Raw genomic sequence first — 22,825 nt, 5'->3', positions numbered from 1 at the left:
CGCCCGTCCGTCCCGGTGTCATGACCCGTGCGGCGCCCCCGCGTCGAGGACGGAGCGCAGCGGGAGGTCGCCCGCGGTGCGGCCGGCCAGCAGCGTGAACCGGCCCGGCTCCAGCTCCCAGCCGCGCGTGCGCGCCGACCAGTGCTCCAGCGCCCGCAGGGGTATCCGTACGCGGGCGGTGACCGCCGCTCCCGGGTCCGCTTCCACGGCCGCCCAGCCGGCGAGCCAGCGCGCGGGGCGCTCGACCGCCGAGCCGGGGCGGGCCAGGTGGACCTGGACGACCTCCCGGCCGCGCCGGCCCCCCGTGTTGCGCAGCCGCACGGGGACCTCGTAGCCGCCGGGCACCGGCTCGGGGCGGCCGATCCCCTCGAACTCCCAGGTGGTGTAGCCCAGTCCGTGTCCGAGCCAGTAGGCGGGTGCCGCGCCGGAGCGCAGCCAGCCGCGGTACCCGACGTGGAGGCCCTCCTCGTACGGGAGGACGCCGCGACGCGGCCGGGTGGTGCGGACGGGGGCGTCGGCGAGGGCGGCGGGCCAGGTGGTGGGGAGCCGGCCGCCCGGTTCGGCGCGGCCGAGGAGCACGTCGGCGAGGGCGGCGCCGCCCTCCTGGCCGGGGAACCAGGTGAGGAGCACGGCGCCGGGGTCCGCGCGCCACGGCAGTTCGACCGGCCCGCCGCAGTTGACGACGACGACCGTACGGGGGTTCGCGCGGGCGATCTCGCCGATGAACCGCCCGTACCCGGGATCCAGGCGGAGCGTGTCACGGTCGCGCCCCTCCGACTCCCCGCCCTCGTCGGTGCCGACGACCACCACGACGGCGTCGGCCCCGCGGGCGGCCTCCAGCGCGGCGGCCGACGCCAGGGTGGGACCGGCGGCGGGCGGGGCGGCGGCGAGGACGGTGGCACGGCCGGTGCCGGGGGCCAGCCCGCGGCGGGCGACGACGCGGACGGGCCGGCCGGCGGTGAGGTGGACGCGGGCGGTGTGCAGGGGCGGCCTGACGTGGATGACGGCGGGGTCGTCCGTGCCGGGCGGGAACTCGCCCTCCAGGACGGGCGCCGCGTCCACGGTGAGGCGGAGCGGGCCGAAGCCGCCGAGGCCGAGGGTCCAGGGTCCGGTGGCGTCGGGATGGAGCAGGGTGGTCAGCTCGACGGTGGCGGCGCCCGGGGGCAGTTCGGGCTCCAGGACGCGTCCGGAGGGCTGCGCGCGGGTGGCGAGCTCGGCCCCGTCGGCGTCGAGCACCCGCAGCCGTACCCCGGGCGCGCCGGTCACGGGGTCCCGGGCGTGCCGCGGGCCGACCGGCTCGGGGTCGGCGGCGGGCTGCGGCCCGGGCTCGTACGCGATCCGGACCCGGCCGGGCAGCGCGGCCCGGAGCCCGGCGAGGGGGGTGACCGTCCGGTGCGGGAACACCTCGGAGCTCCCGCCGCCCTGCACGCGCGGCGCGACGGCGTGCCGGCCGATCACGGCGACCCGCCGCAGCGACCCGGGGTCGAGCGGCAGCACCCCCCGGTTCTCCAGCAACACGAAGGACGCGGCGGCCCCCTCACGCAACACGCGGCACACGCCTGCCCCTTCGTCCCCGGCTGCCGTGCCCGTCGCCTCCCCGGAGACGCCGCGCCCCGAGGCCCCACCCCCCGGAGCCCCCGCTCCACCGCCTGCCGGAGCCCCACCCCCCGGCCCGCCGCCTGCCGAGGCCACCCCCGCCGGGTCGCGGGCCGACAGGTTCATGCCCACCGGGGCGCCGTCTTCCAAGGCGGCCTCCGCCGGAGAGGCGGGTGCCGGGCCCGCGACCGCCGGGCCGCCGCCCGCCGGAGCGAGACCCGCCAAGGCCGCCCCCGCCGAGATGCCGGACGGCAGGCCCACGGCCACCGGGTCACCGGGTACCAGAGCCACGCCCGCCGCAGCCGAACCCGCGCGGGGCACGCCCCCCGTGGCGCCGCCCACCGGGGCGCCGTCTTCCAAGGCGGCCTCCGCCGGAGCGGCAGGTGCCGGGCCCACGCCCGCCGGGCCGCCGCCCGCCGGAGCGAGACCTGCCGCGGCCGCCCCCGCCAGGTCGCCGTACGGCAGGGGCAACGCCGTTGGGGCCACAGCCTGCGGGGCACAGGCTGCCGGAGCGGCGGCTGCCGCGCCCGCCTCCGCTGCGGCGCCGGACGGCAGGGCCGCGCCCGCCCGGGCACCGGGTGCCGGGGCCACTGCCTCCGGCCGGGCGGGGGCCGGGAGGGCGTGGACGCGGGTGGCCAGGCGCAGCAGGCGGCGGAGCTTCTCCGTCACCGCCCCGGCGGGGACCTCGCCGCGTTCGACCGCCTCCGCCAGGGCCTCGCCCCAGGGCCCCCCGGGCCCCGGCATGGCCAGGTCCTGCGCGGAGAGCGCCGCCGCGGCGGTGGAGCGCACGGCCCCCCAGTCCGAGACGACCACCCCGTCGAAGCCCCACTCCCCCTTCAGGGGTTCCGCGAGCAGGGAACTCTCGCTCATGGTCGTGCCGTTGACCTTGTTGTACGCCGACATCACCACCCACACCCCGGCCCGCACCGCCGCCTCGAACGGCGCGAGGTACACCTCGCGCAGCACCCGCTCGTCGACCCGTACGTCGAGCGTGAGCCGCTGCGTCTCGGAGTCGTTGGCGACGTAGTGCTTGGCCGTCGCGGCCACGCCCCTCGACTGAATGCCGCGGATCAGCGCCGCCCCGGTGCGGGCCGCCAGCAGCGGGTCCTCGGAGAAGCACTCGAAGTGGCGGCCCGCGAGCGGGCTGCGGTGCAGGTTCAGGGTGGGGGCGAGCAGGACGTGGACACCCTTGCGGCGGGCCTCGTCGCCGAGGAGCTCACCGAGCCGGCGTACGCGGTCCTCGTCCCAGAGGGCGCCGAGCGCGCTCGGACAGGGCAGCAGGGCGGAGGTGTCACACGCGTCCCAGCCGGGCCCGCGCACCCCGGCCGGGCCGTCGGAGAACACCAGCGGGGCGAGCCCGAGGGCGGGTTCGGGATGCGTGTGCCAGGTGTCGGCGCCGGTGAGCGGCCTGACCCGGCGCCGCAGGTCCAGCTCGCCGATGGCCCGTTCCACTGCACAGCCGTCGCCGCCGTCGCGCATGTACGGGCCCCTTGTTCCGGTCGTCACGGGTGATGGGAGAGCGCTCTCCCAGATGATCCCGACGCACCGGCGCCCCTGTCAACGCCCGTGCGCGAAGCGCCCGTTCGGGCGCCCACATCGGCCGGTGCCCCCGGACGGGACCCGGGGCCCGCTCACTCGTACTCCGTGCCGCCCTTGCGGGTGAGGTAGGCCGGACTGACCGCCTTCGCGAGGGCGCGGCCCCCCGTGACGGGGCTGTGGCGTTCCGTCGCCGCGCGGATGACGACGCCCTCGCGCAGGTGCAGCCCGCGCCCCGAGACGGTCTCCCGCCCGTTCGCCAGCTCCAGCACCCCCTCCAGGACGTACGGGCCCTCGAAGAGCCTCGGCACCAGCGGGAGTTCGCCGTCGGCCAGCACCAGCGCCGGGTCCAGCCACCGGACGTGTCCGTCGATCTCGGCGGCCACGTCGAAGACGGCGTAGCCGGGCGGCTCGTCGGCCGCGCCGCCGCGGGCGCCGTAGCCCAGGTCCTGCACCCCGGATCCGTACACCTCGGCGAAGATCCCGACCCGGGTCGCGCCCAGCCGGGCCGCCAGCCGGGCGGCGGCCCCCGGTACGCCGTGGCCGCGTACGGCGCGCCAGTAGAGGTTGCGGTCGTCCTCCTTGAGGCCGAGGCCCTTGGCGCCGAAGCCCTTGGAGGAGACCAGGACGCGCTCGCCCTCCGCGACGTACGTCAGCAGGCAGGCCGTGCCGTGCAGCTTCTCGGTCAGGACGACGGGTTCGCCCTCCGCGAAGACGTGCGGGTAGCGCCGCAGGTTCTCGATGTCCGTCCACGGCAGCAGCTCGGGGGCCGGCTCGACGTCCCCGTTCATCGTCGTGGGCACGGGTGGCGACCATTTGACTATGCCGAGCGCCTCGGCGAAGTCGGTGCCCTCCCTCGCCGCGAGCTCCAGGTCCACGGCGGCCAGCGCACGCGGCCGGCACACCAGGCCCTGCGAGAGCTCGCCGCGCAGCCGGACCGCCCGGACCCGGTCATGGGCGCCGCCGGCGAGCCGCCCCGTCAGTCCGAGCTCCTCGATCAACGCGGCGGGGAGGACGGCCTGTTCGGGGATGTAGAGCGCGAAGTCCCCGGTGCGAAAGGCACCCTTGGCGACGACGGCCCGGTAGAGGCCGACCTGGGCGAGCTCCAGGGCGTCGGCGTTCGGGTGGCCGAGGACGGTGAGCCGTTCGACGGTGACGCGCAGCGTGGACATGGCGGGGCTCCTCGTGGGCGGGGGCGTGGTGGGTGTGTCGCACCACTGTCCGGCGGCCCTTTACGCTGGTCCAGCGAATATCGCGGTGTTAGCCTGCGGCGCGCGAAGGGCCGGCTGGCTCGCGTACCAGTCCTCAGGAGGCACTCATGTCACCTCGTCCGATCACGGTCGTCACCGGCGGCAGCCGCGGCATCGGCGCGGCGACCAGCGTGCGGCTCGCCGCCGACGGCCATGACCTGGTGCTCGGCTACGCGCAGGACCGCGCGGCGGCCGAGGCCGTCGCCGAGCGGGTACGGGCGGCCGGCGCCCGGTGCGTGACCGTACGCGGCGACACCTCCGAGGAGTGCGCGGTGGAGCGGCTCTTCGACATCGCCGGGGCCGAACTCGGCGCGGTCACGGGCCTGGTCAACAACGCCGGGGTGACCGGGCCGCTGGGCCGACTCGCCGACGCCCGCGTCGAGGACCTGCGCCGGGTGGTGGAGGTGAACCTGCTCGGCTACCTGCTGTGCTGCCGGCGGGCCGCGCGGGACATGGCGGAAGGCGGCGGCGGGGCCATCGTCAACGTGTCCTCCGCCGCCGCGACCCTCGGCAGTCCGGGTGACTACGTGCACTACGCGGCCACGAAGGCGGCCGTCGACGCGCTCACGGTGGGGCTGTCCAAGGAGCTGGGACCGGACGGCATCCGGGTCAACGCGGTGGCTCCCGGCATGATCGAAACCGGGATGCACGCGGCGATGGGCGACCCCGGCCGCCCCGCCCGGGCGGCGGCGGGGATCCCGCTGGGGCGGCCCGGGCAGCCGGAGGAGATCGCGGGGGCCATCGCCTGGCTGCTATCGCCGGACGCCTCGTACACGACGGGGACGGTCCTGCGCGTCTCGGGCGGCCGCTGAGCGGAGCCGAGGGACGGGGCGGGCGGCTGACGGCGGGCGGGGGACGGGGGACGGCTGACGGCTGACGGCTGACGGCTGGTTACGCTCAGCGCCATGATCATCTGGTTGAACGGTACGTTCGGCGCCGGCAAGACGACCACGTCGCGAGAGCTCGTCACCCTGCTCCCGCAGTCCCGGGTCTTCGACTCCGAGCAGGTCGGCTTCATGCTGCGGCACGTCCTGCGGTCCGTACCCGTCGAGGACTTCCAGGACTGGCGCCCCTGGAGGTCGCTGGTCGTGGAGAGCGCCGTTCAGGTGCTCGACTACGTCGGCGGGATCCTGGTCATCCCCCAGTCGGTGCTGGTGGAGCGGTACTGGACGGAGATCCGCACGGGTCTGGAAAAGGCCGGCGTCCCCGTCCGCCAGTTCGTACTGGACGCGGACCGGGACACCCTGATCCGGCGGATCGAGTCGGACACGGTGGAGGCGGGCGCCCGGCAGTGGCGCCTGGACCACCTCGACGCCTACGAGGCGGCCCGCCCCTGGCTGAGCCGGGAGGCCGAGGTGATCCGCACGACGGGCACCGCGCCGGAGCGGGTGGCGCGGCTCATCGCCGCCCGCGTGGTGTGACGGGGACAGGACGGGACCGGACCGCAGCCCCCTGCCCCGGGCCTCCGCCCGCGCCCGCGCCCGCGCCCGCTCAGCCGAAGGCCGCGCGGGTGGCCGGACCGTAGGTCCCGCTCGGGTCGCCCTTGATGTCGCGGTCCCGCTGGAGCTGCGCGACGCCGCGCCGCGTCTGCTCGTCGTAGACCCCGTTCGAGGAGACGTACGTGAACCCCTGCCCGTAGAGCCGCTCCTGGAGGGCGCGCACCTCGGGCCCGCGGTCACCCGGGCGCAGGGTCCCCGAGGGCTCGGCCGGCGGCTTCGCGACGGGGGCGCTCGACGACCCCGGGCCGGGCGGACGGCTCCGGGGGTCGCCCGACGCCCGGCCCCCGGCGGACGGGGAAGCCGCCGCCCCGGAGCCGGACGCCACGCGCGAGGGCGCACGGCTGCTCGGGGCGGCGCCGGGCTCGGCGGAGTCCTCGGCTCCCGGGCTGCGAGCGGGCAGCGCGGGCAGCGCCAGCCCGGGGTGCGGGGCATCGGGCGCGGGCTCCGGTGCGGGGTCGCGCAGCAGGAACAGCAGCCCGGCCGCCGAAGCCAGCGCGAGCAGCGCGAGGGCGGCCACCGGCAGCCGGTTGCCACGCCGCGCGGGCCGTTCGAGGCCCGCTCCGCCGAGCGGCCCGGACCCCGACGGGGCGGTCGCGGGGGCCACGGCCGGATCCAGCGGCCACGCTGACGCCACGGCCCCGGGCGCGGGCGGCCCCGCCGTGAGGACGGTTCCGGGAAACGGCCGGGCTGCGGCGGCGCGCCCGAGGGCGTGCCCGGCGGGCCACCCGCCGGCCGGCTCGGGAGCGTGCCCGGAAGACGGCTCGGAAACGTGCGCGAAAGCCGGCCCGGGGGGCGCGTAGGGGCGTACGAGTTGGCGGTCGGCGGACTCGGGGGCGCTCTCGTCGGGGTGTGGGGACACGATCGTCTCCCGGCACGGTCGGGGCCGGCGCGGCGGTGCGGAACCGGCCCCGTCCCGCCGGTCAGGCCCCGCGCCGCCGGGCGGCGGGGGCCGTGCCCGGACCCGCGGCCGGCGCGGTGGCGCCGCCGAACGGGACCGGGACCGTCATGGCCGCCCAAGGCCCGCCGGCCCGGGCGGGCGAAGCGCCGATGGCGGCCGGACCGGGGGCCGGGCGGACGGTTGTCGACATGCCAGTTGTCTCCGAAGTGCAGCGCATACGGTGCCCCTTGACGGGGCTTCCTGAACGGACTCTTTCCGCCCGGAGCCACCCAGGTCAAGCCGGATGTCCGGTCCGCCCCATCTTTCCCTTCGGTACGGTACGGCCCCGGCTGCCCGGCACCGTCGCCCCACCGTCCGGTTCCCCGCGCCGGGGGCGGCTCCGGCGCAGCGCGGTCCCGACCGTGGCCGCCGCGAGCACCATCAGCGCGGCCCCCGTCAACGGCGCGGCCGGGAGCATCCAGCGCTGGAGGCTGACCGAGACCCCTCCGTACGCCAGCCCCCACACCAGCAGCAGCCCCGTCCCCGGGGCGGCGCCCGGCACGAGGGCGATCGCCGCCGGCACCACCCCCAGGACGACGCTGACGGCGAGCAGCGTCCGACGGGAATCGCGCGGCCCGGCCAGGAAGTTCCCGGCGACTCCGGCGAGCCCGTAGCCGAGGAGCAGGGTGCTGACGTACGAGGCGTCGATCCCGGAGACGTCCCGCAGGACGGGCCGTACGAAGGTGTAGGCGGCGAACTGGCCGGTCACCACCAGGAAGGTGACGGCGACCCCGGTCCGGACCCGGCGGTTGCGCCGCAGCACGTCGGGCAGTTCGCGGGCGGTCACGCGGCGGGCCGGGGGCAGTGGGGGCAGCAGCAGGAGCAGCGCGGCCAGGGTGACGGCGCCGAGTGCGCCGACCGCGGCGAAGGCGCTCCGCCAGCCGCCGAGTTCGCCGAGCAGGGTGCCCGCCGGGACGCCGAGCACCTAGGCCGTGGGGACGCCGCCGAAGATCAGTGCCGTGGCCCGGCCGATGTGCCGCCGCGGTACGAGGCGGGCGGCGAGACCGCCCGCGACGGCCCAGAACCCGCCGACGCTGACGCCGACGAGCGGCCAGCACCACCGGGAAGGCCGGGGCGAGCGCGGCGGCGAAGTTGGCGGCGGCCAACAGGGCGATCAGCACGCACAGGACGTGGCGCCGGTCGAGGCCGGCGGTCCTCTCGGAGACACCGAGCGCGTCGCCGACGGAGGTGAGCAGGCCGACGGGCAGCAGCTCCGAGGTGATCAGGCAGAAGATCCCGAGCGAAACGGCCCCCACCGCCGCCCACCCCTTCCTGCCCGCCTCGGCGGCTCGCGCGGGCGGCGGCGCGGGGACGGCGGGATCGGGGGCGAGGGCGTCCGGCGCGGTGGGGTCGGGCATGTGCGGGTCTCCCTCGGGTGGCGGATGGCGGGCAGCGGTCGGCGGGACCGGGGGTAGCGCCTCCCCCGGCCCGCGCCGTCGCCGGCCGCGCCCATGGTGCGACCGGGCGCGCCCCGGCGGACCACCGCGTGCGGAATCGCTTTCCGAAGCCCTCCGAAAGCCCTCCCGGATGCCCCGTTATGTTTTTCGCGGTCCTGCAAGAGGGCCGCTGGCCTCCGGGCCCGGCATGACTGTTGCCCCCTGTCGATCGGATGACCTGGGGGGTGATGTCACCGGGCCCGAGGGGTTGCCGTCGGAGACGCTGTTGAGAGGTCCGACCACCGCCTGACCAGGCGCAATGCCCGGTCGTATCCGGGCGGCAGGTCTGCATAACGTGGATGCGCGAGAACGGCCCCGACGCCAGGCCAGCACCGGTATCGAGCGAGTGGGGGCACGATGATCGACACCGAAGGCGTGGGCGTCTTCCTCGGCCTGGACGTCGGCAAGAGCACACACCATGGCCACGGGCTGACCCCTGCTGGCAAGAAGGTTTTCTACAAACCGCTGCCCAACAGCGAACCCAAGCTGCGGGCCGTCTTCGACAAGCTGCGGGACAAATTCGGCACCGTCCTGGTGGTCGTGGACCAGCCCGCCTCCATCGGCGCCCTGCCGCTGACCGTCGCCCGCGACGCAGGCTGCCAGGTCGCCTACCTGCCGAGCCTTGCCATGCGGCGGATCGCCGACCTCTACCCCGGTGAGGCGAAGACCGACGCGAAGGACGCGGCGGTGATCGCGGATGCCGCCCGCACCATGCCCCACACCCCGCGCACGCTGGAGTTGACCGACGAGATCACCGCCGAGCTCACAGTCCTGGTGGGCTTCGACCAGGACCTCGCCGCCGAGGCCACCCGCACCTCCAACCGGATACGCGGCCTGCTCACCCAGTTCCACCCCAGCCTGGAGCGCGTGCTCGGGCCACGTCTGGACCACCAGGCCATCACATGGCTGCTGGAACGCTACGGCTCCCCGGCCGCACTGCGGAAAGCCGGCCGACGCAGACTCGTCGAGGTGATCCGGCCCAAGGCCCCGCGCATGGCCACCCGGCTCATCGACGACGTCTTCGACGCCCTCGACGAACAGACCGTCGTGGTCCCCGGCACCAGCACCCTCGACATCCTTGTCCCGTCCCTGGCCCGCTCGCCAGCGGCCGTCCACGAACAACGCCGGGCCCTGGAAGCCCAGATCAACGAACTGCTGGAGGCCCACCCTCTTTCCCAGGTCCTGACGTCGCTGCTCGGCGTCGGCGTCAGGACCGCCGCAGTCCTGCTGGTCACCGTCGGCGACGGCACCGGCTTCCCCACCGCCGCCCACCTCGAGCCACGGCGAACACGCGCCCCGAGGCGGAAACCGGCAGCTCAAACGGGCTATGTTCCTCTCCGCGTTCGCCGCCTTGCACGACCCCGCCTCCCGCACCTACTACGACCGATGCCGGGCCCGCGGCAAGACCCACACCCAAGCCCTCCTCCGCCTCGCCCGCCAACGCATCAGCGTCCTGTTCGCCATGCTCCGCGACGGCGCCTTCTACGAACCCCGCGTCCCTGAGGCGACGGCTGCATGAACCAGCCCACAGACAGATCTATGCAGATCAACACCTTGTGCCGTCCGCCCATGCCGAGATGTCCGCGGCCCCCTGACGGACAGCTTCTTCCAGGTCCCGGGCGAGCTTCCCGCAGGCCGCTGCAACGTCCGGCACACCGCCCGGTCCCACGAGCGCGTCATGCACCCCGATCTGCAGCCAGTCAGCCTGGTGGTCGTCAGCCTCGGCAACCGCGAGAGCGATGAGCCTTATGGCGGCCACCGTCCCCACCCGGGCCAGGGCCTCTGCCGTCTGCCGGGTCACCGCCGTGTCATCGACGTCCAGCAGCAGTCCCACCAGCGTTTCCGCAGCCTCAGGGACATCAGCGAAGGCAGCGAGATCAAGCCCGGCACGAACACGTTGCGTCCACGAAGGAGACGACGCCTCAGCCAAGGCCGTCTCCAACCCACTCGTCATCTCTGGCACGACCAGACAGTCTCATGCCCACGGAGAAGATCGAACCCCGGGCAGGAGCTGCCCACACGCTTGACGAAAAACATAGAGGCCCCCCCGCAAGCCCTCCGGACTGCCGCCGGAACCCCTCCGTGACCCCCGTGATCCCCACACGACCCCTCCGCGCCCCCCAGCGCTCCCGCCGGTCCGCCCCCGTTTCACCCGGACGCGTGAGGAGCGCCGCCCAGCCGCCCCGTACTACGGCATGGTGGTCGGATGCAGCTACGCCGGGCCGCCCTGCCCCTCTCCCTCCTGGCGCTCCTCGCGAGCGCCGGCTGCGTCAGCGTCGGTCCCGAGTCCGGCGGCCCCGGCCCGGCGCGCGGCTCCGTACCGCCCCTCGACGCTCCGGACGCGTCCGATGCCCCCGACGCGCCCCCCGGACAGCGCGCCGCGGCGCCGCCCGCCCCGCTGCCGCTGGGCGAGCTCCCGGACCCGGAGCCGCCGTCCGGTGCGCCGGACCCGGATCCGGATCCGGCGGCCGTCCGCAAGGCCCGTCCGCCGGGGGAACGGGCGGGCAAGCCCGCCGTGCCCCGACGGGCCCGGCCGCTGGGCCCCGTGCCGCCGCACATCCCCCACGCGCCCCGGCCGGCGGGTCCGCGCCAGCTGCGCGGGGAGGAGCTGTGCGCGGCGGCCGAGGGGGCGGTCCCGCCGTCCGTCGTCGATCTCTGCGTGCGCCAGTACGGCCGCTGACCTGCGGGCCTTCTCGGTGTTCCGGGCAGACTTGACCCTCACACCGTGTCAGGCCGTCCACTGGAAGGCGTCATGTTCACCATCGGAGACTTCGCCAAGCACGGCCGGGTATCGGTCCGCATGCTGCGTCACTACGACGCGCTCGGACTGCTGCGCCCGGCACGTGTCGACCCCCTGACGGGCTACCGGTTCTACGCGGCCGGCCAGCTCACCCGCCTCAACCGCGTCATCGCGCTCAAGGAGCTCGGCTTCAGCCTGGAACAGGTGGGGGCGCTCCTCGACGAACGGGTGAGCGCGCAGGAGCTGCGCGGCATGCTGCGGCTGCGCCGGGCGGAGCTGGAATCCGCCGCGGCCGAGGCCGCCGCCCGCCTGGCGCGGGTCGAGACGAGGCTCCGGACCATCGAGAACGAGGGAACCATGCCCACCGAAGAAGTCGTCGTGAAGAGCCTGCCGCCCGTCCGCCTGGCGGAACTGACCGGGGTGGCCGCCGGGTACGCCCCGCAGGACATCGGGCCGGTCATCGGTCCCTTGTACGAGGAGCTGTGCGGCCGCCTGGAGGGCGCCGGGGTCGTCCCGACCGGTCCGGGCCTCGCCCACTACGAGCCCGCTCCCGGCGGTGAGCCCGGCTCCGTGCTGGTGCACGCCGGGCTCCCCGTCGCCGAGGCCGTCCGTGCCGAGGACCTCGGGGGCGGGGTGCGGATCGTCGTGCTGCCCGGGGTCGAGCGGGCGGCGACGGTGGTCCACCGGGGGTCGATGGACGGGGTGCTGCCGTCGGCGCAGGCCCTGGCCCGGTGGATCGACGAGAACGGACACCGCGGCACCGGGTACGCGCGGGAGCTCGCCCTGGCCTGCCCCGAGGACCGGGACCAGTGGGTCACCGAGCTCCAGGAGCCGCTGACGGCCTGAGCCGGGCCGCGCGGGACACGGTCCGGCGGGTCCGCAGGGCCGTGTCCCGCCGGACCGTGCGCAGCCGGCGCGCCGTCAGGTGGCCCCGGCGGCTCCATTCGGCGCGCGGCAGCCCGGCGCGCTGCCCGCCGCCGGTGATGAGGGCGTTGACCGGGGCGTGCGGGTCGGCGGCCAGCCCCTTGGCCAGGAGCACGCCGGCCACCAGCGGCACGAGGGCCACGGCGAGCGCCGACCCGGCGGCGCTCACGGTGCGGAGGCGGGGGCGGGTGCCGGGCCCGGCGCCGGGGGCGGTCTCGGTGGTCATGGCGTCATTCCAGCAGCGGCGGCGTGCGCGGGAATCGGCGCGCATACTCAGGCCGTTGCGTACGGGGTACTCAGATGAGGGGCGGGTGGTGGCGGTGGCGGAGTCCGCGGAGCGGGCGTTCGAGCCCGCGAGCGGCGACGGCCCGGAGCCGGCGGAAGACGGCGCGCGGGCGGCCGAGCTGCGCACCGCGTACGAGGGGCTCGTGCAGATCCGGCGCCTGCTGGGCGGCGGCCCGGACGTTCCCGCCCCGTGGGAGCTGCGGCTGATGCCGCGCGCGGTGGCCCTCGTACTGGAGGCGGCCGGGTTCCCGCCGTCGGCGGTGGACGCGCGGGGGCTGCGGTGCCGGACGGGCTACCGGGTGACGGCCGGGGCGCCCGGGGCCGGCCGGGTGGAGGTGAGCTGGCAGGGGCCGCCGGGGAGCGGGGCGGCGCGGGAGGAGCGGGAGCGGCTGACGGCCTGCGCGGCGGAGCTGGAGCGGCACGGCTGGGAGTGCCTCTTGTACCGGGGCCCGCGCGGCCGCCGCTTCCTGGAGGTGGAAGCGCCCCGCTGACCGCGTCCGCCACCGCGTCCGCCCCGCCGCCCGCCACGGCCCCGCGCGTGAAGCGGGGCCGTGGCGGGCGCGTTCGGCCCAAGCGGTGGGCGCCGTCGGCCCAACGGCCGGGCGCCGCCGGGCTACGGGGCGCCGAAGGTCAGCGTCAGCCGCGGTGTGCCCTCGTTCGCCGCGGCCTCCGAGGACCACAGCCACAGCGCGTCCGTCCCCGCGCCGGTGAGCGCCAGGCCGTACGAACCGCCGAGGGCTCCGGCGAGGGGCGCCGTGTCGAGGCCCGCGGTGTGGACCGCCGAGCCGTCCGGGATGCCGGGGAAGGTGCCGAGCGGCGGAGCGCCCAGGGCCGGCCGGTTGTTGTAGGTGGTGCCGGCCTGCGACCAGGCTCCGGTGACCGGGACGACGGAGACGGTGTCCGTGGTGCCGGCGCCGGTCATGGTGCTGGTCTTCACGCTCAGCGAGGCCGATTTGAGGACGGTGCCGGCGGGGGCGGCCGGCAGGTCGAAGCGCAGGTAGCTCGCGTACAGCGGGGTGCCGCGCACCGCCAGGGAACCGGAGCCGCCGAAGTTGCCGTCGGGAGCGCCCGCGTTGGCGTACGTGTCCTCGGCCGCGGTGAGCTGGACGACCGAGTCGGCCGGGGCCGAGGCGAGGGCGTGGTGCTGCTGGACCTGGGCCGCGCTCAGGACGGCCGGGTAGACGGCGGTCTCGTCGATCAGGCCCGCGAAGTGGTCGCTCGTCGGACGGTCCGGCCAGCCGTTGAGGTTGTCGTAGCCGACCCGCCAGTAGCCCGAGTAGTTCTCGTGCGCGGTGACGGCGAGCGTGCCCTTCGGGGCGCCGTCCACGAAGAGGGTCATCCCTCCGGGACCCTGGGTGGCGACGACGTGGTGCCACTGGTCGTCGTTGTAGGCGGCCGCGGTGGTGATGGTGCGGGTGGCGCCGGTGTAGACGCCGTAGACGAGGCGGCCGTCGTCGGTCATGTAGACGTGCTTGTCGTACTGGCCGCTGCCGTTGGTCTGCTGGTTGCCGAAGCCGACCAGCTTGCCGCCCTGGGTGGTGCCCGTCTTGAACCAGGTCTCGATGCTGTAGGTGCTGCCCACCGTCTGCCGGCGGTCGCCGTAGACGTGGCTGGTCGTGCCGTTGAAGCCGATCGCCGTACTGGCCCCGCCGACCGCGCCGGGCGACTGGCGCAGCGCCGGGGCGTTGTGGTGCACGCCCGCCTGGTTGCCGTCCGAGGAGTCCGCCACGTACGGCAGGGCGGTGTCGTCGTAGCGCCAGTACAGCTGGGCACCGTCCGCGCGGACCCGGCTCGGGTACGCGTCCGCCGAGACCGGGACGCTCACGCCGACGGTTCCCGAGGGGGCGCTGACGTTGCCGGCCGCGTCGGTGGCCGTGACCCGGTAGGTGTAGGACTGGCCCGCCTGGGCGGTGGTGTCGGTCCAGGAGGCCTGCGGACGCCGGAAGAACAGCGAGTCGGCGGTGACCGTGCCGATCGGGGTGGCCGCGCCGTTGCGGTAGACGCGGTAGGTGAGCGCGCTGTCGTCCAGGTCGAGGCTGGTGCGCCAGCGCACCTGGACCTCGCCGGGCCGGAAGGCGGCCGCGCTCGCCACGGGGGTGGTGGGCGCGCCCGTGTCGCCGGTGGAGGAGAAGCGGGTGAGGCTCTGCTGCGCCGCCCCGTTGACGGCGGTGAACTCGCCGCCCACCCACAGGTACGGGGTGCCGTCCGCGGAGGCGACCGTCATCACGCGCGGGCCGATGCCCTCGCCGATGCCGTCGTTGGTGTCGGGCGCCCAGCCCAGCTTGCCGACGCTGGTGGTCGGCTGGGCGAGGAGGTGGTGGCGCTGGCCGTCGGGGTACTCGCCGACGCTGGAGCAGTCGTGCGCGTGGGAGGCGCTGTAGAGCACGTTCCGGTAGGGCAGGACGGCCTGGGTGGCGCCCAGGCAGGTGTCGCGCCAGCGCTGGCCGAAGCCGGCGAGGTCCAGGGCGATGCGGCCGTCGAAGACACCGCCGCCGGTGCCCTCGTTGGCGGTGTAGAAGCCGGTCGCGTCGGTGGCGATGTCCTTGACGACGGAGTTGGTCTCGATGAAGCCCGGATAGGCCTTGGTGAGGGTTCCGCTGGTGGCGTCGACGACGGCCAGCGCGTGGGTGTCCGTCCCGTTGAGGGTGAAGAAGTCCCCGCCGAGCAGCACGTTCTCGCCGTCCGGGGTGACCTCCACGGCGCGGCCCGGCTCGTCGGCGTCGGCCCGGAAGGGGCGCAGCGCGCCGTCGGCCGCGTCGACGGCGGCGAACCTCTGGCGCGGCTGGCCCGCGACGGTGAGGAAGTCGCCGCCGGCGTAGACGGTGTCGCCGGTGACGGCGATGGCCCGGACGGTGGCCGCGAACGCCGGGCGGAAGGAGGGCTTCACGGTGCAGGTCGCCACATCGATGGCGGCGATGCTGGAGACGGGCGTGCCGTTGACGGCGCCGAAGTAGCCGCCCGCGTAGAGGGTCTTCTTGTCCGGCGAGAGGGTGAGCGCGCGGACGGTGGCGGTGCCGCTGCCGATGGTGAAGGACAGCCGGCAGGAGGTGGGGGCCCCGGTCGCGGCGTCGAGGGCGGCGAAGTTCACCGCCGGCCGCTCGCTGCCCGAGCCACCCGCGGGCGGGCGGACCGCGGAGAAGGTGCCGCCGGCGAAGACCGTGCCGCCCGTCTCGGCGAGGGCCCAGACGACGCCGTTGGGCTGCCAGGTGGGCAGCGCGTCGGCGGTGAAGGCGACGGGCGGGGTGATGGCCGCCGCCGGCGGGACGAGGCCGGCCGCGACGAGCGCTGCGGATCCGGCCAGGGACAGGGCGAGAGCGGCCGCCAGCCCTCTGGACCTACGCATGGGTCTACGCATGAACCCCCCAGTTCGGTGTGCGTGGTGCCGGGCGCGGGGTGCGCGGCGGCACGGCCCTACATACGCGCGCACCCTAGGGCGAATCGACGGCCCGGACATCGCACTTGACGCATCTCATGCCGAACGCGGCGGGGCGCGGCCACTCGAGGTGCTGGGGCCCGGCTGCGGGGATAGGGTGAAAAAGGATGTCCAGGCCCCGGGGTCGCCGTACGCGGACCGGCTCCGGCGAGGGCCCGGTACGGCTCCGCGCCGATGGCGCGCGCCACCGCGATGTCCGCACCTCCCACCCGATGCTTTCCCCGCGAGGAGGGAACGCATGAATCGGCACGCTCGTTTCGCACTGCTCACCCCGCTCCTGGTGTCCGCGGTCGCCATGCCCGCCACGATGGCGCACGCGGCGGCCCCGGCCGCCCCGGCCGCGGCCCCCGCCGCCGCCTGCGCTCTGGTGGCCGCGCCCAACACCAACCCCCAGGAATTCGACCTCACCCTGACCGGCTTCAAGCCCAACCAGAACGTCGCGGTCACGGGTCCGGAGAAGTTCACCGTCACAACCGACGGGCAGGGCAAGTCCACCACCGAGGACGTCAAGAAGGGCAACTACACCGCGAAGGCCCGCGGCGGACAGGGGCAGGACCACGGCAACCAGAACAGGTCGGTCGGCTGTACGAAACCGGCCAGGGTGCCCGCGACCACCGTCAAGATCACGGACGTGGACATCTCGGGTGCGGCGACCACCCCCGCGGAGGTCAACTGCGCGGTGCCGCAGAACGTCGTGTTCACCGGCAAGCTGACCGGGACCGGCACCGGAGACGTCGAGGCGACCTGGAGGAGCGGCGCCAAGACGAGCGTCCCGACGGTGAAGTTCACCGCCCCGGACACCGCGACGTCCTTCACGGCGAAGTTCCCCGGGCGCCCTGCGCCCAACGCCGCCATGCCGCAGGTCGCGGCCTCGCTCACCGTGGGCAACGCGTCGGACAGCTTCACCTTCACGCTCAAGTGCGCGCCCAACACCTGACGCGCCGCTCCCCCGCCGACTCCCCCGTCCGCCTCCCGGCCCGCCGCGCGCGGGCCGGGAGGCGGGCCACGGCCCTGGAGGGCAGGCCGCCGGGTGGCCTAATCTGCACTCCATGATCATGGAGACCGAACCCGTCCAGCTGGTGATCTTCGACTGCGACGGAGTGCTCGTCGACAGCGAGCGCATCGCCGCCCGCGTCCAGGTGGAGCTGGGAGCGCGGCTGGGCTGGCCGCTCACCGAGGACGAGGTGGTGAGCCGCTTCATCGGACGCTCCAGCGCCTCCGTGCGCGAGCAGGTGGCCGCCCGGCTCGGGGACGAGACGGCCCGCGCATGGGAGGAGTCCTTCGCGCTGCTGCACGCGCGGGCCGTCGACGCGGGGCTCGACCCGGTCGACGGGCTGCCCGAGGCCCTCGACCGGATCACCCTGGCGACCTGCGTCGCCTCCAGCGGCTCCCACGAGAAGATGCGCCACACCCTCGGCCGCACCGGCCTCTACGAGCGCTTCGCGGGCCGTATCCACAGCGCCACCGAGGTCCCGCGCGGCAAGCCGGCCCCCGACCTGTTCCTGTACGCCGCCGCCCGCATGGGGGTCGACCCGGCGGCGTGCGTGGTCGTCGAGGACAGCCGGCCGGGCGTCGAGGCGGCCCGCGCGGCGGGCATGCGCGCGCTGGGCTACGCGGGCGGCCTGACCCCGGCCTCCGCGCTGGCGGGCCCCGGCACGACCGTCTTCACCGACATGCGCGAACTGCCCGCCCTGCTGGGGCTGGACACGGTACGACCGGCCGGGGACGCGGGGATCCCGGCCGGGCGCCCGGTCTGACGGTGCGCCCCGGCGGGCTCAGCCGGCCGGGAGGGGGCGGCACAGCAGGGCGGCCGGTCCCGGGCGGGCGGCGACCCGGGTGGTGAAGGCGATGCCCGCCGCGTACTCGGAGGCCGCGCACTGGCCCTTGTAGCTTCCGGTGGCGAAGTCACCTCCTCCGGCGGCCGCCGGGCGGTTGTCGCCCCGGTCGAACCAGACCGTACGGCCGCCGCCCGCGGGCAGCGCGGCGCGGGCCGGGGCGCACAGGGCCGCCGAGACGCGTTCGCCGCGCAGGCTGTAGCCGATGAGGAACTGCCCGTCCGGGCACTGGAGTTTGGTGTAGCCGCCGGCCCAGTCGCCGCCCGGCGGGACGTACGTCTCGTCGCGGACCACCGTCTGGCCCGGGGCGGCGGACCGCAGGTCCGAGGTGGAGCACAGTCCCCGGCCACCGGTGTGGCCGAGCCCCGCCAGGCGGGCGCCGTCCGGGCAGACCGCCTTGCGGGCACCGGTGTCCCAGTCCCCGGCGGCGCGGGTGCGCAGCGAGGCGTTGTGGTCGCGGTGGTCGGTGCTCAGCTGGTACCAGGCGGCCGTGGCGGGGACGGGCCCGGTGCGGCCGGGGGCGGTGGCGAGGGCCGTCCAGGGGGCGGTGCGCCAGTCGGCGGGGTCGAGGAGTCCGCTGCGGCGGCCGGTGGCGTCGTAGCGGAGCACGGCCCAGCTGTCGCCGCCCGGGGCGCCCTGTGCGGTGGTGCTCCAGCCGACGAGCGGCCAGTAGGCGAAGTCGGCGTCGGAGGCGGCGAGGTCGGCGGTGAAGTTCTGGAACCAGGCGCGCGGGGCGGTGGCGGTCTCGTCGGCGCCGATGCCGAACTCGCTGATCCAGACGGGGGCGGTGAAATGGGTGCCGGTTTCGGCGGAGACGAAGAAGGCCTGGTCGTAGAGGGTCTGGCGGAGTTCGGCCGGGGTCATGTCCTGGTAGCGGGCGTCGTGGGTCTCGCCGAGGCCGGTCGCGCCGCTGTGGTGGGGGCCGGTGTACCCGTAGAAGTGGGCGGAGTAGACGAGCTTGCCGGACACGACGAGGGTGTGGGAGAGGGCGCGGACGGGGGTGAGGGCGGGCCGGCCGTGGGCGAGGCCGTCGAGGGGGATGCCGGTCCAGTTGATGCCCTCGATGACGATGAGCAGGCCGGGGTTGGCCTCGGTGAGGATCCGGTCCGCGGCCTCCTGGGAGGCGGCCTGCCAGTCGTGGGCGTCGCCCAGGCCCCAGTTGGGGTCGTCCCAGGTGTCGCGGCGGACCTCGTTGTAGAGGTCGGCGCCGACCACGCGCGGGTTGTCGCGGTAGCGGCGGGCGAGGAAGACCCAGTCGTCGGCCCACTGGGCGGTCGACCGGCCGCTGTTCCAGCGTTCGTTGCCGTCGAGGCCGCAGCACCAGCGGGTGCTGCCGGTGTGGTTGTTCAGGATGACGGCGAACCCGGCGTCGGTCAGGGCCCGTACGACGGCGTCGTAGACCTGGAGGGGGGTGCGGCCGCGCAGGGCCGGGTTGGCGGCGACGGCGGCGTCCGGGACGGGGGCGGCCGTGTGGAGCATCTCGTTGGAGAAGGGCAGCCGGACGCTGTTGAGGCCGAGGGCGCGGAAGTCGGCGAGCAGGGCGGGCAGGGCGGTCCGGTCCAGGCCCAGGGGTATGCCGTGGGAGTCCTGGCCCGCGTGGTGGTTCGCGGGGTCGCTCTGGTCTCCGGAGCCGTTCCAGGAGCCCTGGGCGCCGTCCCAGTTGCCGGAGCGCAGGCGGAAGCGGTTGCCCTGGGCGTCGACGATGTAGCGGCCCCGGGTCGACAGCGGCGGCGTCCAGGGCGCGTCCACCGGGGCGGAGCCCGGCGCCGGATCCGCGGCCGGGGCCGGATGGCCAACGGCGGAGGCGGAGGGGGCGGGGGCATCGGCCGCGGCACTGCCCGTGGCGGCGGGCAACGCTTCGCCCGCCAGGAGCAGCGCGCTCAGTACCACCCGTACGAGGCTCTTCATGTCGGCTCCCGCCGGCTCCGGCCGCCCCGGTCCCGGGCGGCTGCGGCCGACAAGTTACCGTCCGGTCGCCGACGGGGGAAGGCACGGGACGGCGGCGCGGGGACCCGGCGGGATCCGGCGGGATCCGGCGGGACCCGGCGGGACCCGGCGGGATCCGGCCGCCGCGCCGGGGCCCGCGCGCGCCGGCCCCGTCAACCCGGGCGGGCCCGCGCCACCCCCGCGCACGGCGGCGGCCGCCGAAACGGCCCCGCGCTCGGCCCGGTCCGCCTACGGTGCCCCAAGGGCTCGGCACGGGCGTCGGAGGGTGGGGCTGATGGACGAGGAAGAAGACATGCGGCTGGCGGGGATGACCCCGGAGATCTCCCGGCGCACGCTCGCGATGCTGCGCGGGCTGGCCGGGCTGGAGCCGCCGGAGCAGGTGCCGGAGGAGGCCATGCTCGTCGCCGACGCGATCCTCGCCGAGCACGGCACGGACGGCTTACGGGTTTTGGTGATGACCCTGGCCGCCTGGGCGACGGCGCAGATCGAGAACGTCGCGGAGCTCAGCCGGCGCAGCCACGAGGCGGTGCTCGACGCGATGGAGCTGGCCTGCCTGGAGGCCAACGCCGAGGAGTAGCTCCCGAACCCGGCCGGAATGGTTTGCTCCGGCGGGTTGCGGGTGACCCTCCGGAGCGGGAGCCGCCGCCCCCGACCGGCGGCGGGCGGCCGGCCGCACCGGCCCGCCCCGATCCGGGCCGCGGCATGCCGTCATCCCGGACCGGGTTCGGCGACACTGGGGGGACCAGCAGGTTCGGGGGGCGTGATCGGAGGCTGTCGTGAGCACACCTTCCCCCATCCGGATCTCCGCCGTCCTGTCCACCGAACACCGCGGGCGGCTGATGTCCCAGGCCCGCGAGGTCAATTTCCCTGAGGGCGCACGGCTCTTCGACGAGGGCGCCCCGGCGGATTCCTTCTGGATCGTGCGCTCCGGCACGGTGACGCTGGAGATTCCGGTGCCCGGCCGCCGGGCCGCCCCGGTCGAGAGCCTGGGACCCGGCGAGCTCGTGGGCTGGTCCTGGCTGTTCCCGCCGTACGTGTGGCAGCTGAGCGCCGAGGCGATGACCCCGGTGCGGGCCTACGCCTTCGACGGCGCGACCGTGCGGCTGCTCATGGACGCCGATCCCGCCTTCGGTTCGGCCGTCGGCCACTGGGTGGGGCGGGTCCTCGCGGTACGGCTCCAGCAGACCCGGACCAGGCTCCTGGACCTCTACGCCCCCCGCTCCGGGGCGACCCGCTGACCGCCTCCTGACGCCTCCCGCAGCGGGCCAACCCCTTTCCGGGGGGCGTGTTCAGCCGTTTCGGCGCATCGTTCCCCCACAGGTCACGGCGGGGTGCGCCGCTGCGGACTGCACTCACGCACTCACGATCAGTGACGGAAAACAGCGGTACGAACGAGCGTTCACGCTCCGGATCGGCAAGACTCCCGTCCGTTATCCGAAACACCGACCCGAGGAGTGTTCGAAATGCGGTCCATCACCAGGAATCTGGGACTGGCCACCGGAGCCATGGCGCTCACCGCCCTCACCGCGCTGGCCGGCACCGGCGCCGCCGACGCGGCTCCGACCGGTACGCAGACCCTGTACGCACCGTCCGCGCTCGTGGTCAGCGTGACGGCCGGACCGGACGCCGCGCACGGTACGGTGCTGCGCGCGGCGACGCTGGTGTGCGCGCCCCGCCCCGGCGGCACGCACCCCGACCCCGCGGCCGCCTGCGCCGAGTTGAAGGCGAACGGCCCCGCCCTGGACCCCCTCACCGCGCCCCGCCCGAACATCCGCTGCACCAGGGAGTGGAACCCGGTCACCGTCACCGCCGACGGCGTGTGGCAGGGGCGCCGGCTGAGCTACACCTACACGTTCGCCAACCCGTGCGGCCTGCACGCCAGCACCGGGATGCTGTTCGGCGTCTGAGGACGCCCGAAGACGCCCGAGGGCGCCCCAGGGCTCCCGGCCCTCGGCCGAGCCCGGCCGTCAGCCGAGTTCGAGGCTGGTGACCCCGTACAGTCCGGCGGTGTCCACCTCGGGCGCCGGGCCGGTGTACATGCGGGCCGTCTCGAAGGACGGCACGAGCCCGAGCCCGGCCAGCAGGGCGGCCGCGGCCGGGTTGACGTCGGGTGCGTCCACGGACACCTCCCCTCCGGGGGCGTACCCGGCGAGCCGCCGCACGAGGGCGGCGGCGACCTCCGGGGCGGCCGCGTAGAGCGGGCCGATCCGGGAGGCGCCGGCGCAGGGCCGGATCACGCCGAGGCCCTCGATCCGCCCGTCCCGGACGGCGGCCAGGGCGGTCCGGCCGGGCAGGGAGGTCCAGGCGGAGAGGAACGCGTCGCGGGGGGCCGGGAAGAAGCGGCGGTCGTAGGCGGCGAGCCGTGCGAACGGCAGCGAGGCCGCGTCGACGGTCTCCACCCCTGCGCCGTCCCCGCCGTCGTCGTCCCCGGCGGGCCGCGGCACCCCCTCGAAGCGGAGGTTCGTCCAGGCGGAACGGAACCCGGACCGGCGGTAGTTGTCCTGCTGCTCGACCACCCCGTCCAGCCCGGTGAGCCGTCCGGCCAGCCGCTCGGTGGCGGCGTTCCACACCTGGATCCCGTACCCCCGGCCGCGCAGGTCGGGGCGGACGATGTAGTGGCCGATGAAGCCGTGCGCGTCCCCGTAGCGGACGGCGGAGACGCAGGCCACCGGATCCCCGCCGAGCCGGCCGACGAGGAAGCCCGCCGGGTCGGCGACCGCGAAGGCGAAGCGGTCGGTGTCCCCCGGGTTCCAGGCTTCCGCCTCGGCCCAGCCGCGGAGCATTTCCATGTCGGCCGCGCTCGCGGCGGCGATCTCAAGTCCCGTCATGTCCGGTGTTGTACCAGAAGGGGCGCGGCCGCCGCAGGAGTGCCCGACCGGCCGTCAGGAACCGTGCGCGCGAGCTCAGTTCGGGCCCGTGCGGGGCTCAGCCCGCGCAGATCACGTCGTCGAGCTGGATCGGCACGGAGTCCAGGCGCACGTAGGCGGTGAAGGTGTCGGTCTTCCCCGATCCCCAGACGGTGGTGACGGTGGCCCAGCCGACGCGCGCTGTCAGGAGCACGGTGGCCGGGCCGACGGTGATGTGCCGCGGCAGGTCCTGGGCGCAGAGCAGCTCGTCGAAGTCGGGGGTGCGGTCCTGCTTCTCGCTCAGCTGCTGCGAGATCCGCAGGGCACGGTCCTGCTCGGTGGGCCCGTGCTGGCGGTAGAAGGAGTGGAGGAAGCGTTCGATCTCCTTGGCGCTGTGCAGGTGGTGGTGGCGCAGCGGCCCCGGATCGGCGGGGGCGGCCGCCCGGGACGGGGACGCGAGGAGGGCGGACAGGAGCGCGGACAGGATGAGGAGCAGCGCGCCGGAGCGGCGGGGCGTGAGCGTCATGTCCGGGTTCTAGCGGCTCGCCCGCCCGCACCGGC

The 22,825-nt window shown here is 75.6% G+C and carries 20 protein-coding genes and 1 pseudogene; 11 read left to right on the top strand and 10 right to left on the bottom strand.

Annotated elements, in window-relative coordinates; all coding sequences use genetic code 11:
- Positions 1 to 18: 18 nt before the first annotated feature.
- Together ACFYYT_RS02275 and ACFYYT_RS02270 are read right to left on the bottom strand one after the other, a co-directional pair.
- On the bottom strand, positions 19 to 3,075 hold the full coding sequence (locus tag ACFYYT_RS02275) for a glycoside hydrolase family 3 C-terminal domain-containing protein (RefSeq protein ID WP_351829564.1): 3,057 nt from the start codon (positions 3,073 to 3,075) through the stop codon (positions 19 to 21).
- Positions 3,076 to 3,227: 152 nt separating this feature from the next.
- On the bottom strand, positions 3,228 to 4,304 hold the full coding sequence (locus ACFYYT_RS02270; protein WP_351829562.1) for an RNA ligase (ATP): 1,077 nt from the start codon (positions 4,302 to 4,304) through the stop codon (positions 3,228 to 3,230).
- Between the two features lie 146 nt (positions 4,305 to 4,450).
- On the opposite strand from ACFYYT_RS02270, the gene ACFYYT_RS02265 reads away from it, so the two are divergent.
- Together ACFYYT_RS02265 and ACFYYT_RS02260 are read left to right on the top strand one after the other, a co-directional pair.
- Positions 4,451 to 5,194, top strand: coding sequence for an SDR family oxidoreductase (locus ACFYYT_RS02265; protein WP_351829559.1), 744 nt, complete (start codon positions 4,451 to 4,453; stop codon positions 5,192 to 5,194).
- A gap of 93 nt (positions 5,195 to 5,287) precedes the next feature.
- Positions 5,288 to 5,803 carry an AAA family ATPase gene (locus ACFYYT_RS02260; RefSeq protein ID WP_351829557.1) on the top strand — a complete coding sequence of 172 codons (516 nt, stop codon included), beginning with the start codon at positions 5,288 to 5,290 and terminating at the stop codon, positions 5,801 to 5,803.
- A 70-nt stretch (positions 5,804 to 5,873) separates the two neighbouring features.
- Here the strand turns inward: ACFYYT_RS02260 and ACFYYT_RS02255 are convergent, their stop codons facing one another.
- Together ACFYYT_RS02255 and ACFYYT_RS02250 are read right to left on the bottom strand one after the other, a co-directional pair.
- Positions 5,874 to 6,485, bottom strand: coding sequence for a peptidoglycan-binding protein (locus tag ACFYYT_RS02255; RefSeq protein ID WP_351829554.1), 612 nt, complete (start codon positions 6,483 to 6,485; stop codon positions 5,874 to 5,876).
- 568 nt (positions 6,486 to 7,053) lie between these two features.
- On the bottom strand, positions 7,054 to 7,743 hold the full coding sequence (locus ACFYYT_RS02250) for an MFS transporter (protein ID WP_351829551.1): 690 nt from the start codon (positions 7,741 to 7,743) through the stop codon (positions 7,054 to 7,056).
- Positions 7,744 to 8,611: 868 nt separating this feature from the next.
- Between ACFYYT_RS02250 and ACFYYT_RS02245 the strand changes: the two are divergent.
- A pseudogene (locus ACFYYT_RS02245) lies at positions 8,612 to 9,773 on the top strand (IS110 family transposase).
- Positions 9,774 to 9,800: 27 nt separating this feature from the next.
- Here ACFYYT_RS02245 and ACFYYT_RS02240 read toward each other — a convergent pair.
- Positions 9,801 to 10,208: a hypothetical protein gene (locus tag ACFYYT_RS02240; RefSeq protein WP_351829569.1), complete on the bottom strand. Its 408-nt coding sequence runs from the start codon at positions 10,206 to 10,208 to the stop codon at positions 9,801 to 9,803.
- 252 nt (positions 10,209 to 10,460) lie between these two features.
- Between ACFYYT_RS02240 and ACFYYT_RS02235 the strand changes: the two genes are divergently transcribed.
- Entirely contained in the window at positions 10,461 to 10,934 is a 474-nt protein-coding gene (locus ACFYYT_RS02235; protein ID WP_351829548.1) for a hypothetical protein, read from the top strand.
- 72 nt (positions 10,935 to 11,006) lie between these two features.
- Positions 11,007 to 11,840 (top strand): MerR family transcriptional regulator, encoded by an 834-nt coding sequence (locus ACFYYT_RS02230; protein ID WP_351829545.1) that lies wholly within the window; start codon positions 11,007 to 11,009, stop codon positions 11,838 to 11,840.
- On the opposite strand, the gene ACFYYT_RS02225 is transcribed toward ACFYYT_RS02230, so the two are convergent.
- Positions 11,809 to 12,144, bottom strand: coding sequence for a hypothetical protein (locus ACFYYT_RS02225; RefSeq protein WP_351829542.1), 336 nt, complete (start codon positions 12,142 to 12,144; stop codon positions 11,809 to 11,811). The two genes, ACFYYT_RS02230 and ACFYYT_RS02225, sit on opposite strands and share 32 nt — an antisense overlap.
- Positions 12,145 to 12,238: 94 nt before the next feature.
- Between ACFYYT_RS02225 and ACFYYT_RS02220 the strand changes: the two genes are divergently transcribed.
- Positions 12,239 to 12,694 carry a hypothetical protein gene (locus tag ACFYYT_RS02220; protein ID WP_351829567.1) on the top strand — a complete coding sequence of 152 codons (456 nt, stop codon included), beginning with the start codon at positions 12,239 to 12,241 and terminating at the stop codon, positions 12,692 to 12,694.
- Between the two features lie 122 nt (positions 12,695 to 12,816).
- On the opposite strand, the gene ACFYYT_RS02215 is transcribed toward ACFYYT_RS02220, so the two are convergent.
- Positions 12,817 to 15,546, bottom strand: coding sequence for a DNRLRE domain-containing protein (locus ACFYYT_RS02215; protein ID WP_351829539.1), 2,730 nt, complete (start codon positions 15,544 to 15,546; stop codon positions 12,817 to 12,819).
- Between the two features lie 328 nt (positions 15,547 to 15,874).
- Between ACFYYT_RS02215 and ACFYYT_RS02210 the strand changes: the two genes are divergently transcribed.
- Together ACFYYT_RS02210 and ACFYYT_RS02205 are read left to right on the top strand one after the other, a co-directional pair.
- Positions 15,875 to 16,573, top strand: coding sequence for a hypothetical protein (locus tag ACFYYT_RS02210; protein ID WP_351829537.1), 699 nt, complete (start codon positions 15,875 to 15,877; stop codon positions 16,571 to 16,573).
- A gap of 112 nt (positions 16,574 to 16,685) precedes the next feature.
- Entirely contained in the window at positions 16,686 to 17,393 is a 708-nt protein-coding gene (locus ACFYYT_RS02205; protein ID WP_351829535.1) for an HAD family hydrolase, read from the top strand.
- A gap of 18 nt (positions 17,394 to 17,411) precedes the next feature.
- Here the strand turns inward: ACFYYT_RS02205 and ACFYYT_RS02200 are convergent, their stop codons facing one another.
- Positions 17,412 to 19,379: a cellulase family glycosylhydrolase gene (locus ACFYYT_RS02200; protein WP_351829532.1), complete on the bottom strand. Its 1,968-nt coding sequence runs from the start codon at positions 19,377 to 19,379 to the stop codon at positions 17,412 to 17,414.
- A 313-nt stretch (positions 19,380 to 19,692) separates the two neighbouring features.
- Here ACFYYT_RS02200 and ACFYYT_RS02195 point away from each other — a divergent pair, with 313 nt between their 5' ends.
- From ACFYYT_RS02195 to ACFYYT_RS02185, 3 genes are all read left to right on the top strand, one after another.
- Positions 19,693 to 19,995, top strand: a complete 303-nt coding sequence (locus ACFYYT_RS02195; RefSeq protein WP_351831695.1) for a hypothetical protein — start codon at positions 19,693 to 19,695, stop codon at positions 19,993 to 19,995.
- 199 nt (positions 19,996 to 20,194) lie between these two features.
- Positions 20,195 to 20,656: a cyclic nucleotide-binding domain-containing protein gene (locus tag ACFYYT_RS02190; RefSeq protein ID WP_351831692.1), complete on the top strand. Its 462-nt coding sequence runs from the start codon at positions 20,195 to 20,197 to the stop codon at positions 20,654 to 20,656.
- A 225-nt stretch (positions 20,657 to 20,881) separates the two neighbouring features.
- Entirely contained in the window at positions 20,882 to 21,325 is a 444-nt protein-coding gene (locus tag ACFYYT_RS02185) for a subtilase-type protease inhibitor (protein WP_351831689.1), read from the top strand.
- Positions 21,326 to 21,385: 60 nt separating this feature from the next.
- Here ACFYYT_RS02185 and ACFYYT_RS02180 read toward each other — a convergent pair whose 3' ends face one another.
- The gene (locus ACFYYT_RS02180; protein WP_351831687.1) at positions 21,386 to 22,246 is read right to left on the bottom strand and encodes a GNAT family N-acetyltransferase; all 861 of its coding nucleotides are present in this window, start codon (positions 22,244 to 22,246) and stop codon (positions 21,386 to 21,388) included.
- 97 nt (positions 22,247 to 22,343) lie between these two features.
- On the bottom strand, positions 22,344 to 22,790 hold the full coding sequence (locus ACFYYT_RS02175) for a hypothetical protein (protein ID WP_351831684.1): 447 nt from the start codon (positions 22,788 to 22,790) through the stop codon (positions 22,344 to 22,346).
- Positions 22,791 to 22,825: the final 35 nt, after the last annotated feature.

This window comes from Streptomyces sp. NPDC002032 (assembly GCF_042890765.1).
GTDB lineage: Bacteria > Actinomycetota > Actinomycetes > Streptomycetales > Streptomycetaceae > Streptomyces.
This window is presented reverse-complemented; position numbering and strand designations above follow the sequence as displayed.

Bases quoted from the DNA above. Each gene is read 5' to 3' on its own strand.
- ACFYYT_RS02275 (WP_351829564.1), bottom strand. From the start codon at position 3,075: ATGCGCGACGGCGGCGACGGCTGTGCAGTGGAACGGGCCATCGGCGAG.
- ACFYYT_RS02270 (WP_351829562.1), bottom strand. From the start codon at position 4,304: ATGTCCACGCTGCGCGTCACCGTCGAACGGCTCACCGTCCTCGGCCAC.
- ACFYYT_RS02265 (WP_351829559.1), top strand. From the start codon at position 4,451: ATGTCACCTCGTCCGATCACGGTCGTCACCGGCGGCAGCCGCGGCATC.
- ACFYYT_RS02260 (WP_351829557.1), top strand. From the start codon at position 5,288: ATGATCATCTGGTTGAACGGTACGTTCGGCGCCGGCAAGACGACCACG.
- ACFYYT_RS02240 (WP_351829569.1), bottom strand. From the start codon at position 10,208: ATGACGAGTGGGTTGGAGACGGCCTTGGCTGAGGCGTCGTCTCCTTCG.
- ACFYYT_RS02235 (WP_351829548.1), top strand. From the start codon at position 10,461: ATGCAGCTACGCCGGGCCGCCCTGCCCCTCTCCCTCCTGGCGCTCCTC.
- ACFYYT_RS02230 (WP_351829545.1), top strand. From the start codon at position 11,007: ATGTTCACCATCGGAGACTTCGCCAAGCACGGCCGGGTATCGGTCCGC.
- ACFYYT_RS02225 (WP_351829542.1), bottom strand. From the start codon at position 12,144: ATGACCACCGAGACCGCCCCCGGCGCCGGGCCCGGCACCCGCCCCCGC.
- ACFYYT_RS02215 (WP_351829539.1), bottom strand. From the start codon at position 15,546: ATGCGTAGGTCCAGAGGGCTGGCGGCCGCTCTCGCCCTGTCCCTGGCC.
- ACFYYT_RS02210 (WP_351829537.1), top strand. From the start codon at position 15,875: ATGAATCGGCACGCTCGTTTCGCACTGCTCACCCCGCTCCTGGTGTCC.
- ACFYYT_RS02205 (WP_351829535.1), top strand. From the start codon at position 16,686: ATGATCATGGAGACCGAACCCGTCCAGCTGGTGATCTTCGACTGCGAC.
- ACFYYT_RS02200 (WP_351829532.1), bottom strand. From the start codon at position 19,379: ATGAAGAGCCTCGTACGGGTGGTACTGAGCGCGCTGCTCCTGGCGGGC.
- ACFYYT_RS02195 (WP_351831695.1), top strand. From the start codon at position 19,693: ATGGACGAGGAAGAAGACATGCGGCTGGCGGGGATGACCCCGGAGATC.
- ACFYYT_RS02185 (WP_351831689.1), top strand. From the start codon at position 20,882: ATGCGGTCCATCACCAGGAATCTGGGACTGGCCACCGGAGCCATGGCG.
- ACFYYT_RS02180 (WP_351831687.1), bottom strand. From the start codon at position 22,246: ATGACGGGACTTGAGATCGCCGCCGCGAGCGCGGCCGACATGGAAATG.
- ACFYYT_RS02175 (WP_351831684.1), bottom strand. From the start codon at position 22,790: ATGACGCTCACGCCCCGCCGCTCCGGCGCGCTGCTCCTCATCCTGTCC.